This window comes from Sphingobium yanoikuyae (assembly GCF_034424525.1).
Taxonomy (GTDB): domain Bacteria; phylum Pseudomonadota; class Alphaproteobacteria; order Sphingomonadales; family Sphingomonadaceae; genus Sphingobium; species Sphingobium yanoikuyae.
Genome location: NZ_CP139979.1, coordinates 3,420,314 through 3,436,456 on the forward strand (window position 1 = coordinate 3,420,314; position 16,143 = coordinate 3,436,456).

The window sequence follows — 16,143 nt, forward strand, 5'->3', positions numbered from 1 at the left end:
TCACGCCTTGATAGTCCCCCTTCCCCTCTGCGCTGCCGGTCAGTCCCGGCAGCGCAGGGTAGCGAGCGCGGCCAGCAGCATGACGGCGCCGGCAAAGGCCATGGTCCAGATCGGTTCGGTCGGGAAGAAATGGCGCATGATCGTGCCCATCACCGTCGCCACCAGCAATTGCGGGATGACGACGAAGGCGTTGAACAGCCCCATATAGATGCCGAGCTTGGTCTGCGGCACGCTGGAGGCGAGCATCGCATAGGGCATGGCGAGGGTCGAGGCCCAGGCGATGCCGATCGCCACTTCCGACAAGAGCAGCGCCTGTGCATCGCGCAGGACCAGGAAGGACAGGAAGCCGAACGCGCCCAGCGTCAGCGCCAGCGCATGGGTTTGGGCCTGGCCGATGCGGCGGGCCAGCGGCTGGAGCAGGAAGGGCGCGGCGAAGGCGGCGACGCCATTATAGGTGGCGAACAGGATGCCGACCCAATTGCCCCCTTCATTATAGGCGGCGCTGGTCGGATCGGCCGATCCGAAGACATATTGGGCGACCACTGGCGTGGTGTAGATCCACATGATGAACAGCGCCGACCAGGTGAAGAACTGGACCAGCGCCAGCTTCTTCATCATCGCCGGCATGGTCGCGAAATTGCCGACCACATGGCTGAGCAGATTGTCGGTCCGGCCCTGCGCATGAAGGCCGCGCGCGACGATGCGAGCGATGCCATAGGCCGCGAGCAGCCCACCCAGCAGATACAGCTCCTTTTCCAGTGCCCAGCCCCAGACGGCGGCGATGATGGCGAGGCCAGCGACGATCCAGAGCGGACCGCCGGCGGGGACCGACGGCGCTTCCGCTTGCCTTGCCGCTTCGCTGGCCTGGGCAAAGCGGGCCATCTGATCGGGCGAATATTCGCGGGTGGTGAGCACGGTCCAGAGCACGGCGAGGAACAGCGCGGCGCCGCCGATATAGAAGCTGATGCGCACCGTGTCGGGGATCATGCCGGCGGGCGCGACATTGGAGACGCCCATCTGGTCGAGCAGCCAGGGGGTGGAGGAGCCGATCACCGCGCCGGTGCCGATGAAGGCGGTCTGGATCGCATAGCCGGCCATATGCTGTTCCTTTGCCAGCATGTCGCCGACAAAGGCGCGGAACGGCTCCATCGAGACGTTGAGCGAGGCGTCGAGGATCCAGAGCATCAGCGCGGCGGCCATCAGGCCGGGCGCATTGGGCATGCCGAACAAGGCGAGCGCGGCGAACAGCGCACCGGCGAAGAAATAGGGCCGGCGGCGGCCGAGGCGGCACCAGGTGCGATCGCTATAATGGCCAATCACCGGCTGCACCAGCAGGCCGGTCAGCGGCGCGGCGATCCACAGCAAGGCGAGATTGTCGAGATTTTCCCCCAGCGACTGGAAGATGCGCGACATGTTGGCGTTTTGCAGCGCGAAGCCGATCTGGATGCCGAAGAAGCCGAAGCTGATATTCCACAGCCCCCAAAAGCCCTGGCGCGGCCGACCGTCGGACGTCGTCGCGCCCGTTTCCAGCCCCATCTCATTCATTCCGGCCATCCCCATCCTTCGCCTTAACTTCGCACATTTCCCGCACATTTTGACATTAAGTTGCGAGCGCCTGATCCTATCGGAAAGTCTGCCTTCTGCGGGGCCCTTGCAATCCGCAGCATAGAGGAGCGCCTTCCTGTAGGACAGGCCATAGCCGCTTCGTCATTGCGAACCCGACGATAGCCGGGTGAAGCAATCCACTGGATTGCCGCGGGCCTGCGGCCCTCGCAATGACGAGGTTCACTGGACTGTCACCGCTTGCGCTTGCCGCCGCTGGCGACGAAGCGGATTGCCTGGCCGCCGCCGGGCGCAAGATCGAGGCTGAGGACATCGCCCTTCTTCACCTGCTTCTTTTCGATCACGATCGCGTGGCGTCCCTCGGTGCGATAGTCGGCGCCGGGGCCGTCGCGGTAGATTTCGGCGGTGTAGCTGCGCCCGGCATCGAGGAAGTCGAGCGTCACCTTGCTGGAGCGCGCCTGTTCATCGCCGACCGCGCCCAGATACCAGTCGTCGCTGCCCTTCGCCTTGCGCGCGATGGTGACATAGTCGCCAACCTCGCCATTCAGGGCGCGGGTGTCGGACCAGTCGGTCGGCACATCCTTGATGAACTGGAAGGGGCCGGGATATTTGGCGTAATTTTCCGGCGTGTCGGCCGCCATCACGACCGGGGAATAGAGAACGACATAGAGGGCGAGCTGCTTGGCGATGGTCGAGTGGATCGTGCTGCCTTCCGAACCCGACAGGCTGAGCACGCCGGGGGTAAAGTCCATCGGGCCACCCAGCAGCTGGGTGAAGACCAGGTTCGCCTCATGCTCGGGCGGGTTCTTTCCGCCGACCCAGGCATTATATTCCATGCCCCGGCCGCCTTCGCGCGCGACCCAGTTGGGATAGGTGCGGCGGAGGCCCGTGTCCTTTACCGGTTCATGGCTGTCGATGCTGACATGATATTTGGCGGCGGTCTGCACGACGCGCAGATAATGATTCACCATCCACTGGCCCTCATGCCATTCGCGATGCTTCGCGCCATCGGCATCGACCCGCTCGATCTGGCCGGCATCGGTGACATAGCCGGTCTTCACCACCTGCTCGCCATGGTCAGCCGCCCATTTGAAGGCGGTGTCGAGCTGGCCGTCATAATGGCTGGCCGAGCCGCCGGTTTCATGATGGCCGATCAGGGTGACGCCCTTGGACCTGGCATAGACGGCCAGGCCGTCGGCGTCGAAATCTTCGGTCGGCTGCGAGAAGTTCATATCCTTGCCATTGCCGAACCAGTTGCCGTCCCAGCCGACATTCCAGCCCTCGACCAGCACGGCGGGGATGCCGCTGGCAGCAGCGAAATCGATATAGCGGCGGACATTGGCGGTGGTGGCGCCATGTTTGGGGCCGCGCGCCCAGCTCCATTCGCCCTTGATCATGTTCCACCAGACGCCGACGAACTTGCCCGGCTTGATCCACGAAACATCGCCGAGCTTGTTGGGCTCGTTCAAGTTCAGGATCATGTGGTTCATGTAGAGGCCGGCGGCATCGTCGGCGACGGCGATGGTGCGCCAGGGGGTGGAGAAGCCGGCGTCGCGCGACACCTTGGGCGCGCCTGCCCCCGGCGTCAGATCGGCGCGGAACGTGTTGCCTTCGGCGCGGGCGAGATTCATGCCCGCATAATCGACCAGCGCGGCTTCATGCAGGGCGACATGGGTGCCGTCGGCCAGCTTCACCGTCATCACCGTCTGGGCGGTCCCGACCGCGTCGAGCGGGGTGCGGTTGTAGAGATATTCCTCGCGGTTCCACCCATAGGCGGGCTTCCACCATGCTGTGCCGCCCTGCGCGAAGGCGAACTGGGTCAGTTCTTCGGCAATATTGGCGTGATGGAGGTTGGCCTGATCGGGCAGGCTGTAGCGGAAGGCGACGCCATCATCGAACAGGCGGAAGGTCACATCCATCTCGCGCTGGAGATCGCCCTTTTCGCGGAAGACCAGCGTCAGCTCATTATGATGGTCGCGGATCCTGCTCCATTCGCCCCAGGGCTGGGTCCAGCTCGTGTCGCTGCTCGCCTGCTTGCTATCGGCCAGCGTCAGGTTGCGCTCGATCTTGGGCGCGTCGGTGAACATGAAGCCCAAACGGGAATCGGCGATCAGCGGCTTGCCATTGCGCTGCACGGCGTAGCTGGGACGCCCCTCGCCATCGAGGCTGATGGTGAGGGTGATATGGCCGTCGGGCGAGGCGGCCCTGGCCACCACATCGGCGCGCGCGGCGGTGGGCGCGAGCGCCAGGGCAATGAGCGGGAGGGCGAGCGCGGTCAGTCGCGTCATGGAAGAATCCTTGTCTTTCGGCGCGTCATTGCGAGCGCAGCGAAGCAATCCATGGGCAGTCCATTTGGATTGCTTCGCTACGCTCGCAATGACGAGGGAGAATGTCATTCTGAATGGTCAAAGGCGGCGACGAGGCCGGATGCGGGGGCGAAATTCCAGTCGGCGATGCGGCCGGTCGACAGCTGGCCCTGCCAGCGGTCCGCATCGGCCGGGCGCCAGGCGACGGGGCCGGTGCCGAGGTTGAAGACGCAGAGGCGCTGTTGCCCGTCCTGCGTCCGTTCAAAGGCGAGCAGATCGTCCGGCGTATCGAGAAAGGTGATCGTGCCGCTGCGCAGTGCCGGGGTAGCGTTGCGCAGGGCCAGCACCTGCCGCGTCCAGTGGAGCAGCGAGGCAGGGTCGGCTTCCTGCGCGTCGACGGCGAGCGGGCGGTGCGCTTCCCCCACCGGCAGCCAGGGCCTGGCATCGGAGAAGCCGAGCCAGGGCGCCGCGCCGGTCCAGGGCATGGGCGTGCGGGCGCCGTCGCGCGACAGGGTCAGCGGCCAGTTGGCGATCGCTTCGGGATCCTGCAGATCCTCGAACGCGATATCGACCTGCGGCAGGCCCAGTTCCTCGCCATAATAGAGGAAGATGTTGCCGCGCAGGCAGGCGAGCAGCAGCATCTTCATCCGGCAATAGGCATGGGCGTCGATGTCACCGGCCCAGCGCGAGACGGCGCGCGGCGCGTCATGATTTTCGAACGCCCAGCTTGGCCAGCCAATCCCCTGCTCCGCCGGCCAGCGCGACAGCGCGTCTTTCAGGAACGGCGCGGTCAATTTGGGGGCGTAGAGGAAGTCGAAGCCATAGGCGGTGTTGAGGCGATGATCGCCCTGGGTGAAGGCCTTCATCTCCGCATCGCTGTCATCCCCGCCGACTTCGGCGACGGTGAAGCGATCGGGATATTCGTCGAACACCGAACGCACCTTTTCCAGGAACAGCGGAATGTCCGGGTGGCTCTGGCTGTAGCGCTTGATCTGGAAATCATAGGGGCGCGTGCGGATGCGGCCGTCTTCGGGCGCGGGCGGATTGTCGCGCAGTTGCGGGTCAGGCATCGAATGGTTGATCGCGTCGATGCGGAAGCCGTCGACACCGCGGTCCAGCCAGAAGCGCACGATATCCAGCACCGCCGCCTGCACCTTTCCATTGTGCAGGTTGATCTGCGGCTGCTCCTTCAGGAAATTGTGCATGTAGTATTGGCCGCGCCGCGCGTCCCAGGTCCAGGCCGGGCCGCCGAACACCGACTGCCAGTTGTTGGGCGGCGTGCCGTCGGGCTTCGCATCGGCCCAGACATACCAGTCGGCATGGTCATTCTGGCGGCTGGAGCGGCTTTCGATGAACCAGGGATGTTCATCGGAGGTATGGGCCCAGACCTGATCGACGATGATGCGCAGGCCCAGATCATGGGCGCGGGCGATCAGCGCGTCGAAATCGGCGAGCGTGCCGAAGATCGGATCGACATCGCAATAATCCGACACGTCATAGCCGAAGTCGCGCATCGGGCTCTTGAAGAAAGGCGAGAGCCAGATGGCATCGACGCCGAGCGAGGCGACATAGGGAAGATGGGTGGTGATGCCGGCCAGATCGCCGATGCCGTCGCCATTGGAGTCGGCGAAGCTGCGCGGATAGATCTGGTAGATGGTGGCGCCGCGCCACCAGGGAGTCAGTGCGTCGGTCATTGCGGATTAGCGCTCCGTACAGCGCAGACGCTGTAGCCAAGGGGAGGAAGGTCGAGGGCGAGGCTGCCGGGCGCGGACGCGCGCGGGGAACAGGCCGCGCCGGCAAGGGTGTCGAAGGCGGTGGAGGCGGTATCCACCTGAACCTGCGCCCTGATCGGCGCGGTCGATGTGTTGAAGGCGATCAGATATTCCGCGCCCGTGTCGGGATCGAAGCGGGAGACGGCGAACAGGCCCGGTTCGTCGCCGCGCGCGCGGATCGTCTCGCTGCCCCGGCGCAGCGCGGCATGGCCGGTGCGCAGGCGGGCGAGCGCCGCAATCTCGCGATAGAGCGGATGGGCAGGATCGAAGCGCGCGGTGGCGGTAGTGGCAGTGCTGCCGAGCAGGCGATTGTCGTTATAGCTCGCCACCTGGCTGCCGAACATATCCTCGCGCGCGTCCTGATCGCCGCCGTCGCCGACGAAACCCTGTTCATCGCCATAATAGATGGTCGGCACGCCGCGCAGCGTCAGCAGCATGGCGTTGGCGAGCATCACCCGGCGCAGCACTTCATCCTCGCCCGCCTGCGGGAAGGCGCGGCGGACGAAGGTGGCGAAACGGCCCGCGTCATGATTGCTGACGAAGGTCGGCAACTGGCGCGCAGTGGCGGCGCCGCCCTGATAGAGGGCATCACCGGTCAGCATGCGTTCCCAGGTGGCGGTCGCCGCCTTGCCCGCGACGGTTTCCAGCGAGGCCTGGCGGAAGGCGAAGTCGAGCACGGCGGGGAAGCCGCCTTCGCGGGTGTGCCAGGCGAGCGGGCCGGCATCGACCGTCTCGACATAGACTTCGCCGAAGACATGGAAATTGGGGATGCCGCGCGCCCTGGCCCGCGCCTGCATGGCGGGGACGAACTGCTGCCAGAAATGCGGGTCGACATGGCGGGCGGTGTCGATGCGGAAACCGTCAATGCCGAAGCGGTCGATCCAGCCGCCGAAAATGTCGATCATGCCGGCGATCACGCGCGGATGTTCGGTCATCAGATCGTCGAGCCCGGCAAAGTCGCCCATGGTCGCGCTCTCGCCCGAATAGGTCGTCTCGCCGCGATTATGATAATAGCGCACATCGTTGAGCCAGGCCGGGTTCTTCGCCGCCTGCTCGCCCTTCGGCACGAACGGGGTATAGGCATAGGCCGGGTCGGTGAGCTTGTCGAAATTGGCGGCGCTATGATCGGCGTCGCCGGCAAAGCCCGGATTGATCGCCGGGCCGGCCACGCCGCCGCGGCGCTGATAGGGATAGTCGGCGCGCGAACGATAGGGACAGGGCCGGTCGGCGCATTCGCGATAGCGGATCACGTCGGCCGTATGGTTGGCGATGATGTCCATATAGACTTTCATCCCCCGGCCATGGGCGGCCTTCACCAGCGCGGCGAAATCCGCGTCGGTGCCGAAATGCGGATCGACATGCTCGAAATCGGTGATCCAATAGCCGTGATAGCCGGCGCTTTCCTGCCCCTTGGGGCCCTGTACCGGCTTGTTGCGGAAGATCGGCCCGACCCAGATGGCGGTGGCGCCCAGCCCCTGAATATAGTCGAGCTGGCGGATCAACCCCTGGAGGTCGCCGCCATGGTAGAAGCCCTTGGACGCGGGATCATAGCCGGTCTGAAGCCGGTCGCCCTTGAGGCCGCCCTTGTCATTGGCGGGGTCGGCATTGTCGAACCGGTCGGGCAGGACGAAATAGATGACTTCATCTTCGGGCAGGCGGGCGCGGAAACCGTCATCCTGCGCCATCGCCGGAGCGGGAAGCGCGCAGAGCGCAGCCAGCAGCATTGCCGTTCGTCCGCGCATGGCCTTCATCCCTCCCCTTGCCGCTTGTGCCCGATTGCCGCGGCTTGGCCCCTTCTTAGTCGGCGGGGACAGGGCGGGCCAAGGGAGCGGCATACGTATTCAGACCGGTTTCAAACCCTTCTATTCCCAATGGAGACTCGCTGGCGTAGGGTCGCGCCATGGCCGCCAACGACAAAGTGACATCCTTCGACATCGCCACGCTGGCCGGCGTGTCCCAGCCGACCGTGTCGCGCGCGCTGCGCGGCGACAAGACGGTGAGCGAGGCGACGCGGCTGCGGGTCGAGGCGATCGCCCGGCAGCTCAACTATACGGTGGACAAGAATGCATCCTCGCTGCGGCGGGGCAAGAGCAATACGCTGGCCCTTTTGTTCTTCGAGGATCTGCTGCCCGACGAAAGCTGGATCAACCCCTTCTTCCTGTCGATGCTGGGGCCAATCCTGCAGACCTGCGCCAAGCGCGGCTATGACCTGCTGACCAGTTTCCAGCAGCTGTCGACCGACTGGCATGTCGATTATGAGGATAGCCGCAAGGCCGACGGCATCATCCTGCTGGGCTATGGCGACTATGAAATCTATCGCACCCGGCTGGAGCAGCTGGTGGCGCAGGGCACGCATTTCGTGCGCTGGGGATCGGTCGACCAGCATGCGCTGGGGATGACGATCGGCTGCGACAACCGGCGTGGCGGGCGCGACGCGGGCGCGCATCTGATCGCGCGCGGATGCAGCCGGATCGCCTTTCTGGGCGACGCATCGAGCCATTATCCCGAATTTCGCGATCGTTATGCCGGCCTGTCCGACGTGCTGCGCGAAGCTGGCCATGCAGTCGACCCCGGCCTGCATGTCGATGCGCTGTCGACCGAGCAGTCGGGTTATGAGGCAGCGAGCCGCCTGATCGCGCGCGGCGTGACGTTCGACGCGATCTTTGCCGGGTCGGACCTGATCGCGATCGGTGCGATGCGGGCGCTGGACGAACATGGGCTGTCGGTGCCGGGCGACGTCGCCCTGATCGGCTTCGACGATATCCCGGCCGCCAGCCTGACGCGACAGCCGCTGACCACCGTGGCGCAGGATTATCTGCACGCGGGCGAGGTGCTGGTCGACGCGCTGATCGGCCAGATCGACCGCAAGCCGGTGACGCCGACGCTGCTGGCGCCTCGGCTGGTCACGCGGATGACGGCTTAAAACTTCCCTCCCCTCCCTCTCAGGGAGGGGTTGGGGGTGGGTAGGCGAGCGGAGCGAGCCTTGCTAACCTGGCCTCATGCGCCGCGTTCCTGAACATATGACGGCCAATGCCCGCGCGCTGCGCAACGGCCAGACCGATGCGGAGCGGATGATCTGGTTGCGCATATCCTGCTATCGCCCGCGCTTCACGAGGCAGTTGGTCATCGGCCCCTATATTGTCGATCTGGCATGCCGTTCGGCGAAACTGGCGATCGAGTTCGACGGGAGCCAGCATCTGGATGCGCAGGCCTATGACGAACGTCGCTCCCTGTTTCTAAGGGAACAGGGCTGGACGATGTTGCGCTTCTGGAATGGCGACGTGATCGAGAATCCGGATGGTGTGGTGGAAGCTATCTTGAACAGGGCCGCCGAGTGCCTCGGCGGCACCCACCCCCAACCCCTCCCTGGAAGGGAGGGGAGACGAAAGACCTGATCCCCCTCCCCCCAAAGAAAAACGGACCGCCCTCCCCTCTAAGGGGTGGCGGTCCGGGGAGGGGGATTGCCCGCGTGCAGTCGGGCAATCCGGGGAGGAATTTCAGGACTTGCCCGACCGGCCCGGAGGCCGATCAGAACTTGCCCGGTCGGCCGCAGGCCGATCAGAACTTGTAGGTCAGGCCCAGATAATAATCGCGGCCGTAGCGCTGATAGTCGATGACCTGGCGCTTATCGCCATTCTGATAGGTGACGAAGGGCTGGTCGGTGAGGTTCTTGCCCTGCAGCAGGATCGACAGGCCGGTGAGCGGCCCCGACTGGAATTCATAGCCGATCTGCGCGTCGAGAATGCCCTCTGCCTTGGCGGTGCGGAAGGTCGGCGCGGCCGAAAGGCCGGCGACTTCGCCCAGGAAGGAAGAGCGATAGCGATAGGAGACGCGCGCCTGGAAACCGCTCTTTTCATAATAAGCGGTGCCGCTGGCGACCCATTTGGACAGGCCCGGCAGGGTGACGACATCGGTCGGGTTGCTGCCATATTTGACTTCGCTGTGGGTGTAGGACCCGCTGGCGAAGATGCCGAAGCCGTCGAGCGTTTCGCTGAATGCCTTGAACGGCAGCGAGACGGTGCCTTCCGCCCCCATGATCGTGCCCTTGCCGGTGTTGGCCGGGGCCTTCAGCAGGCCGATATAGCTGCCGTCAGCGATGATCTGGTTGCGGATGTCGGCAGGCAGCGAGGCCAGCACGTCCGAGAAATCATAGGCGATATTGTTGTTGGGATCGACGAAGTCGGTCAGATTCTTGAAATAGCCCGCGAGCGAGACATAGCCGCCGCCCGGAAAATATTTCTCGATCGACAGGTCGATATTGGTCGACTGATAGGGACGCAGCGCGATGTTGCCGCCGTTCGAGCTGAACGGGCTGTACTGCGGGTCGGAGCCGAGGCCGACATTGGCCAGGTTGAAATTATATTCCTGGTTGATCCGTTCCTGGTCCATGCGCGGACGGACCATGGTCTGGGCCGCACCCATCTTCACGAAGAAGCCGGGCTCCAGCTCGACCGAGAATTGCGCGCTGGGCAGGAAATTGGTGAAGCTCTCCTTGCCCGAGGCCGGGACGACGGTGACGACGCCGTTGGAGAAGTTCGAGATGGTACCGGTCGACGCCTGGCGGGTGTGGATCACCTGCACGCCGATCGCGCCCTTGAGCGGCTTGCCGCCCAGATCGCCGTCCAGCGTCATCTTGGCATAGCCGGTGAAGACATCTTCCTTCACGACATTGTCGCGCACCAGCGAGGACGGCCGGTTATCATACACGGCATCCAGAACATTGTTGTAGAGATAGAGCGGGTCGAGCGTCAGCATCGCCGGCACGCCCAGATAGTCGAGCGAGACATTCTTGCCGAGCAGTGCCTCCTGCGGCACCGGCGCCGAGCCGGGCGTGCCATTGGCGATGGTGCAATCCGTGCCGCCGGTGGGGCAGAGGAAATAGCTGGTATAGGCGCTGGTCTTCTTGCGCCGGCTGTAATTGCCGCCGACTTCCCAGTTGCTGAAGATGCTGCCCGAAATGTCGCCGACCAGGTTGGCGCGGAACGACTTCATGTCGTCGATGAACTTGGGCCGGTTGAGGAAGCCCGCCTGCACGACGGCGGTGGTGCCATTATAGCCCCAGCCATTGGGGTCGGTCAGGCTGATGACGTTGGTGTCGGTATAGTCGAGCGTCGGCACGATGCTGAACAGGCCGTTCGACTGGCGCTCGACACGCACCGTGTCGGACACGCCCGACCGCAGATAGCCGGTGCCCGAATAGGTTTCGAGCAGGAAGTCGGTGCGCTTGGCGCGCGACCAGCTGGCATCGACATTGAGCTTGAGCCGATCGTTCAGGCGGATGTCGTTGTTCCAGCCGAGCGAGATGGTGTCGGCCTTGCGCTTGTTATAGTCGTTGCGCTGGACGCCATAGACGTTGGAGAAGGTGGCGCCGGTGACGAAGCCATTTTCGACCGTCACGTCGCTGACGCCGACGTCGGTGCCCCAGACGAGCGGGAATTCGATGCCGCGCAGGCGCTGTTCTTCCTCGAAATGCGAGGCGAGGACGTCGAAGGTCGAGTGGAAATTGTCGCTCGGCTGCCATTCCAGCGTGCCGACCATGCCGTAGCGCTTCAGCAGGTTCGACTGCACATAGGGCTTGGCGCCGCCGATGATCAGATTGCCGTCGGCATCGGTGGGATAGCCCCAGGCGTTGAAGCGCTCATTCTGCGACGGGGTCTGCGAGGCGGCGAAGCCCAGCGACAGGCCCAGCGTGTCGTCGGCGAACTGATCGACATAGGTGGCCGAGGCGCGATAGCCATAGCGTTCGCCATCGGGATTGAGCTTGTCCATGCCGTTCATCTGGCCGCGCAGCGACACGGCGAGGATGCGGTCATTCTTGTCGAGCGGACGCAGCATGCGCAGGTCGACCGTGCCGGAGATGCCGGCGGCGATCAGCGCGGCGTCGGCGCTCTTGTAGACATTGACGTTCTGGAAGAATTCCGACGGATACTGGTCATATTCGACGCCGCGATTGTCGCCGACGGTGACCTGTTCGCGGCCATTGAGCAGGGTGGTCGAGAAGTCCGGGCCAAGGCCGCGGATCGACAGGCGCTGGTCGCGCCCTTCGAGGCGCTGGGCGGTGACGCCGGGCAGGCGGGCGAGCGAGTCCGCGATCGACACGTCGGGCAGCTTGCCGACATCTTCGGCCGAGATGGAATCGACGATCAGCACGGAATCGCGCTTCACCTTGGCGGCGGAGGCGAGCGAGGCGCGGATGCCGGTGACGACGATGCCTTCGGATTCGCCGGCGGCGGGTGCGGCGGGCGTCGCGGTTTCGGCGTCGGTCTGCGCATGGGCGACCGCGGCGAGCGAGAAGGAAGCCCCTGCCAGCAGCGCAGCGCGCAGGACGGTATGACGGAATTGATGCATGACAGTGATCCTCCCCAGGACGCATCTTGAGCGTTTCTTGCCGACATGTGTCGGTCTGGTTCAAATAGCGCCGCCCCCGACCCTCTGCACAGATTCCAGCATACGTATTCAGCCATATTCACGACATGGCCGGTTACCGTAGCGGAAATGGCCGAAATAGCGGGTTCAGCCGTGCGATAGGACCGATGGCATGGGCGCAGCCGCCGACAAAAATATGCGGCTAATGCTTGAAAGCCACGCGCGCTTTCCTAGATTGGTCCTGTCACTCTTCCCCCCCTTTGGAGTGACACCTCCCTGAACCTGGCCCCGTCGTCGAGCTTGCTCCGGCGGGGTTTTCTTTTGCCCGCCAGATCGGGGCGGGATGCGGGTCAGGATGCGGGCAGGAAGCCGGCGCGTTGCAGCCGGGCAACCGAATCGCGCGCGACGGGGACGCTGAGCCCGCCATCCAGGGTGATGAGCCAGCTGCGCCCGGCGGGATCACAGCGCAGGATGGCCCGATGGGCGATCCACCAGCTGCGATGCACCTGCGCGCCGGCCACCCCCTCCATCTCCGCAATCGCGTCGCGCAACCGCATCAGCAGCAATTCGCTGCCGCCCGCGCCATGGACGCGGACATAATGATCCTCGCTCTGCAGCGCCAGGATCGGCCCGGCAAAGCCGGCCGACAGGCGATGGCGCAGGGCGGGGTCTCCGGACGATGTGGCGGCGGCGTCTTCGGCAGGCGGGGCATCGATGGGCGGCGGCAGGATGCCCCGCTGGGCCAGCCGCCGGTCGGTCTGTTCGGCCCAGTGGGTGACGACCAGCACGGTGAGCGCGCAGAGGAAGGAAAAGGGCAGCAGGCCGGTAAAGCCGTCCAGATCGCGAAAGGCGGTGCGGCCGACATTGCGCCAGAGGAAGGCCAGCGGCACGACGCAGAGCGACACGCCGGAAAAGACGGTGATCGACACCGACAGGTCGATCCGCCGCGCCAGCCGGCGCAGCAGCCAGATCGCCGGCCGGACGAGAATATAGGCGCCCATCAGCAGCAGCCACCAATGGCCGATCCGCCCCGGCAGACCGTCGCGCATATAGGTGCCGAACGGCCCCATGAAGCCGATGATGCCGGCCAGCAGCAGCATCGCCCACAGCTCCAGCAAGATGCGTCGGTTGAAAATCGGCTATTCCCCTCTCCGCCTCGCTTGTCGCCCTGCCCATTCGCGAAGCGCCGGCTGGAAAATGCCCGGTTTTGCGGGACATTGGCAAGCCCTCTTTCCGCGTAACGGATTGGCGCTTGCCGGCCGGCGGGCAGGTGCCATCAGCAGAGCGGACGGCCGCGCCGCGCCCCTGGGCGACGGCCGAGACGAGGAGAGAATCTGGTGACCAAGCCCCCTTCCCGCCGGCTGCCTATCTTGGCCATGCTGCCCGTCCTGATCGGCGGACTGGCGCTGGATGGCGCGCCGACCCTGGCGCGGCCCAGGGCGGATGGCGCGCTGTTCGGCCAGCCGGTGATCCGCACCCTGACATTGCCGGCCGACATGCGGCCGCAAAGCGCCACCTACACGCCGTCGGGCCGGATATTGCTGACCTATGCCCGGCCCGGCGAGAGCGATCCGCGGCAGATCAACCTCGCCATCATGGACGATGATGGCAGCCATATCCGCCCGATCTTCAGCGGGACGATCCCCGCCCGGCCGAAGGATAATGGCATCCGCTACATGGTGTTTGCCGACAATAAGCGCATCTTCCTGGGCGATTTCGTGATCGAATGCCCGACCAGCCTGGACGATTGCACGCAGGCGCAACTGGTGCCCGTCACCTATCCGCCGCAGGTGGCCGATGGCGCGCATATCTGGCATCGCTGGTCGGAAATGGTGGTGGCGCCGGACAATCGCCATATCGCCTGGACGACCCTGCTCGCCAATTATTCCGCCGCGGTGCTGACCGGCGAACTGACGCGCGGCCCGGATGGCTATGTCGTCACCCGGCCGCAGATCATCAGCAGCAGCGATCCCTTCCGCCCCGATCCGGCCCATGCCGATGGCGTCATCCCGGCGCCGATCCGCGGCGGCGAGGTGAAGCAGTTCGTCCATGGCGGCAGCGCCCTGTCGCTGGTCGGCGCGGTGAAGCGCGACCTGCCCGATTCGGTGGTGATGGACCTGGCAAGCGGCAAGGTGACGCCGATCACCGACACGCCGGGCTATACCGAGACGACGATCTTCTCGCCCGACGAGCGGCTGGGCATGGTGATGACCACCCGCTTTTCGCAGACCGACCCGGCGATATTGGGGCTGATGCCCCGCCCCTATCCCGACAGCCTGAACATGGGACTGAGCATGTTCGCCTATACCTATGCCGTCACCGGCGTGCGCACGGCACGGCCGGGCAATGTCGGGCCGGCGCTGATCGACATCGCTCGGTCGCAGCGCGAGGACGGCTATCTGGGCGCGAACCTCAGCAGCCAGGCCGACTGGGTGTTTCATTCGCCCATGTCCTGGCATCCCGACAGCCGCCGGGCGACCTGGATCGAGGGGCTGCGCGGCAGCGAGACCAAGCGGGTCCAGATCGTCACCCTGCCCGGATACAAGGCCGGACCGGCGGTCGCCCCGCGCGCCGTGCCCGACAGCCTGCCCTATGGCGATACCGACCTGTCCACCCTGCCGGCGCTGGCGGGCAAGAGCCAGAATATCGACGTGAAGGTCTATGGCCGGCGGTCGGGCCATATCCAATATCGGCGCACGAGCGGCGCCATCGAGAAAATCTATGTCGATTTCAGCGACGACGGGAAGCAGGTCTATAGCGGGCGCGAGACGACGCAGATCAACATGCGCGGCCAGTCCAGCTACGAAGCCGACATCCGCCTGACCGGCCCCAAGCCCGGCATCATGAAGCTGCAGATGACCTTCGGACCGCTGGGCGGCCCCAAGCCCGCCGCGATCGACTTCACGCCCCAAGCCGATGGCCAGCCGCGCAGCCGGGGCTTTGCCGAATATGGCGGCCAGCGCCTGAGCGTGGACCGGCTGGCGCCATGAAGAGCCGCCGGACGATCAGGCCATGGCGCTGATCGTCCGGCGGAAGCGGGCGAGCGCGATCAGGAAGAAGGCGATGCCGATCGCGGCGGTGGCGGCGAATTGTGGCCAGACGACGCCTATGCCGGCGCCCCGGAACAGGATCGCCTGACCCAGTTCGACGAAATGGGTGGTCGGCGCGAACAGCATCACATCCTGCACCAGCTTTGGCATGGATTCGCGCGGGGTGGTGCCGCCCGAGAGCATCTGCAGCGGCAGCAGCACGAGGATCATCAGCATGCCGAATTGCGGCATGTTGCGCGCTAGCGTCGCGAGGAAAATGCCCATCGAGGTTGTGGAAAACAGCACCAGCGCGGCGCCTGCGAAGAAGAGCGCCAGCGATCCGGCGACGGGCACGTGCATCAGCCCCTGCACCACCAGGTTGATCGACAGAGACGAGGCGAGCAGCACGACCAGCCCCATCGACCAGACCTTTGACAGCATGATCTCGAACGGGGTGACCGGCATCACCAGCAGATGCTCTATCGTGCCATGTTCCCGCTCGCGGATCAGCGCCGCGCCGGTGAGGATGATCGACAGCATCGCGATCTGGTTGATGATCTGTGCCAGCGCGCCGAACCAGGTATGGTTGAGCGTCGGGTTGAAGCGCGCCCGCACCGCCAGGTCGACCTTGGGCACGCTGTTGGCGCGATAGCGGTTGACGAATTCATTCACCTCGGCGGTCGCGATCTGCTGCACATAGCTGCTGCCCGAGAAAGCCTGGCTCATGCGCGTGGCGTCGGTGTTGAGCTGGATTTCCGCCGTCCGGCCGGCCAGCACGTCGCGCTGGAAGCCGTAGGGAATATGCAGGACGAAGGTGAAGTCGCCCGCGTCCATGCCCGGATCGATCTGCGCCGGCGCAATCATCCGGGGCAGCGTGAATTGCGGCGGATAGAAAGCGGCGACGATCCGCTGCGACAGCGGCGATTCATCCTCGTCGACGATTGCGATGGCTGCATTGTGCAGCGTTTCCGGCTTGGAATTGGCCGAGGTATAGATGGAGACGGTGAAGACGAACAGGATCAGCACCAGCATGATCGGGTCGCGCCACAGGCTCCACAGCTCCTTCACGCCCAGCCGGTAGATGTTGGAAATCGTCGCGAGCATCGG

General features: G+C 65.0%; 10 protein-coding genes. 3 read left to right on the forward strand and 7 right to left on the reverse strand.

The window, feature by feature from the left end; translation table 11 throughout:
• Positions 1–39: 39 nt before the first annotated feature.
• From U0025_RS15795 to U0025_RS15810, 4 genes are all read right to left on the reverse strand, one after another.
• Entirely contained in the window at positions 40–1,545 is a 1,506-nt protein-coding gene (locus U0025_RS15795; protein WP_037490504.1) for an MFS transporter, read from the reverse strand.
• 251 nt (positions 1,546–1,796) lie between these two features.
• Entirely contained in the window at positions 1,797–3,851 is a 2,055-nt protein-coding gene (locus tag U0025_RS15800; RefSeq protein ID WP_004208394.1) for a glycoside hydrolase family 97 protein, read from the reverse strand.
• A gap of 104 nt (positions 3,852–3,955) precedes the next feature.
• On the reverse strand, positions 3,956–5,563 hold the full coding sequence (locus U0025_RS15805; RefSeq protein WP_004208395.1) for an alpha-glucosidase: 1,608 nt from the start codon (positions 5,561–5,563) through the stop codon (positions 3,956–3,958).
• Positions 5,560–7,383: an alpha-amylase family glycosyl hydrolase gene (locus tag U0025_RS15810; RefSeq protein ID WP_004208396.1), complete on the reverse strand. Its 1,824-nt coding sequence runs from the start codon at positions 7,381–7,383 to the stop codon at positions 5,560–5,562. Before U0025_RS15810 ends, U0025_RS15805 begins: the two co-directional genes overlap by 4 nt.
• A gap of 158 nt (positions 7,384–7,541) precedes the next feature.
• Between U0025_RS15810 and U0025_RS15815 the strand changes: the two genes are divergently transcribed.
• Entirely contained in the window at positions 7,542–8,564 is a 1,023-nt protein-coding gene (locus tag U0025_RS15815; protein WP_004208397.1) for a LacI family DNA-binding transcriptional regulator, read from the forward strand.
• A 76-nt stretch (positions 8,565–8,640) separates the two neighbouring features.
• Positions 8,641–9,036 carry an endonuclease domain-containing protein gene (locus U0025_RS15820; protein WP_004208398.1) on the forward strand — a complete coding sequence of 132 codons (396 nt, stop codon included), beginning with the start codon at positions 8,641–8,643 and terminating at the stop codon, positions 9,034–9,036.
• A 163-nt stretch (positions 9,037–9,199) separates the two neighbouring features.
• On the opposite strand, the gene U0025_RS15825 is transcribed toward U0025_RS15820, so the two are convergent.
• Both U0025_RS15825 and U0025_RS15830 read right to left on the reverse strand, forming a co-directional pair.
• The gene (locus tag U0025_RS15825) at positions 9,200–11,989 is read right to left on the reverse strand and encodes a TonB-dependent receptor (RefSeq protein ID WP_004208399.1); all 2,790 of its coding nucleotides are present in this window, start codon (positions 11,987–11,989) and stop codon (positions 9,200–9,202) included.
• A gap of 368 nt (positions 11,990–12,357) precedes the next feature.
• Positions 12,358–13,107 (reverse strand): LytTR family transcriptional regulator DNA-binding domain-containing protein, encoded by a 750-nt coding sequence (locus U0025_RS15830; RefSeq protein ID WP_004208400.1) that lies wholly within the window; start codon positions 13,105–13,107, stop codon positions 12,358–12,360.
• A 237-nt stretch (positions 13,108–13,344) separates the two neighbouring features.
• Here U0025_RS15830 and U0025_RS15835 point away from each other — a divergent pair, with 237 nt between their 5' ends.
• Entirely contained in the window at positions 13,345–14,997 is a 1,653-nt protein-coding gene (locus U0025_RS15835; RefSeq protein WP_004208401.1) for a hypothetical protein, read from the forward strand.
• Between the two features lie 15 nt (positions 14,998–15,012).
• Here the strand turns inward: U0025_RS15835 and U0025_RS15840 are convergent, their stop codons facing one another.
• Positions 15,013–16,140, reverse strand: coding sequence for an ABC transporter permease (locus tag U0025_RS15840; RefSeq protein WP_004208402.1), 1,128 nt, complete (start codon positions 16,138–16,140; stop codon positions 15,013–15,015).
• Positions 16,141–16,143 lie beyond the last annotated feature (3 nt).

Bases quoted from the DNA above. Each gene is read 5' to 3' on its own strand.
- U0025_RS15795 (WP_037490504.1), bottom strand. From the start codon at position 1,545: ATGAATGAGATGGGGCTGGAAACGGGCGCGACGACGTCCGACGGTCGG.
- U0025_RS15800 (WP_004208394.1), bottom strand. From the start codon at position 3,851: ATGACGCGACTGACCGCGCTCGCCCTCCCGCTCATTGCCCTGGCGCTC.
- U0025_RS15805 (WP_004208395.1), bottom strand. From the start codon at position 5,563: ATGACCGACGCACTGACTCCCTGGTGGCGCGGCGCCACCATCTACCAG.
- U0025_RS15810 (WP_004208396.1), bottom strand. From the start codon at position 7,383: ATGCGCGGACGAACGGCAATGCTGCTGGCTGCGCTCTGCGCGCTTCCC.
- U0025_RS15815 (WP_004208397.1), top strand. From the start codon at position 7,542: ATGGCCGCCAACGACAAAGTGACATCCTTCGACATCGCCACGCTGGCC.
- U0025_RS15820 (WP_004208398.1), top strand. From the start codon at position 8,641: ATGCGCCGCGTTCCTGAACATATGACGGCCAATGCCCGCGCGCTGCGC.
- U0025_RS15825 (WP_004208399.1), bottom strand. From the start codon at position 11,989: ATGCATCAATTCCGTCATACCGTCCTGCGCGCTGCGCTGCTGGCAGGG.
- U0025_RS15830 (WP_004208400.1), bottom strand. From the start codon at position 13,107: ATGCTGCTGCTGGCCGGCATCATCGGCTTCATGGGGCCGTTCGGCACC.
- U0025_RS15840 (WP_004208402.1), bottom strand. From the start codon at position 16,140: ATGCTCGCGACGATTTCCAACATCTACCGGCTGGGCGTGAAGGAGCTG.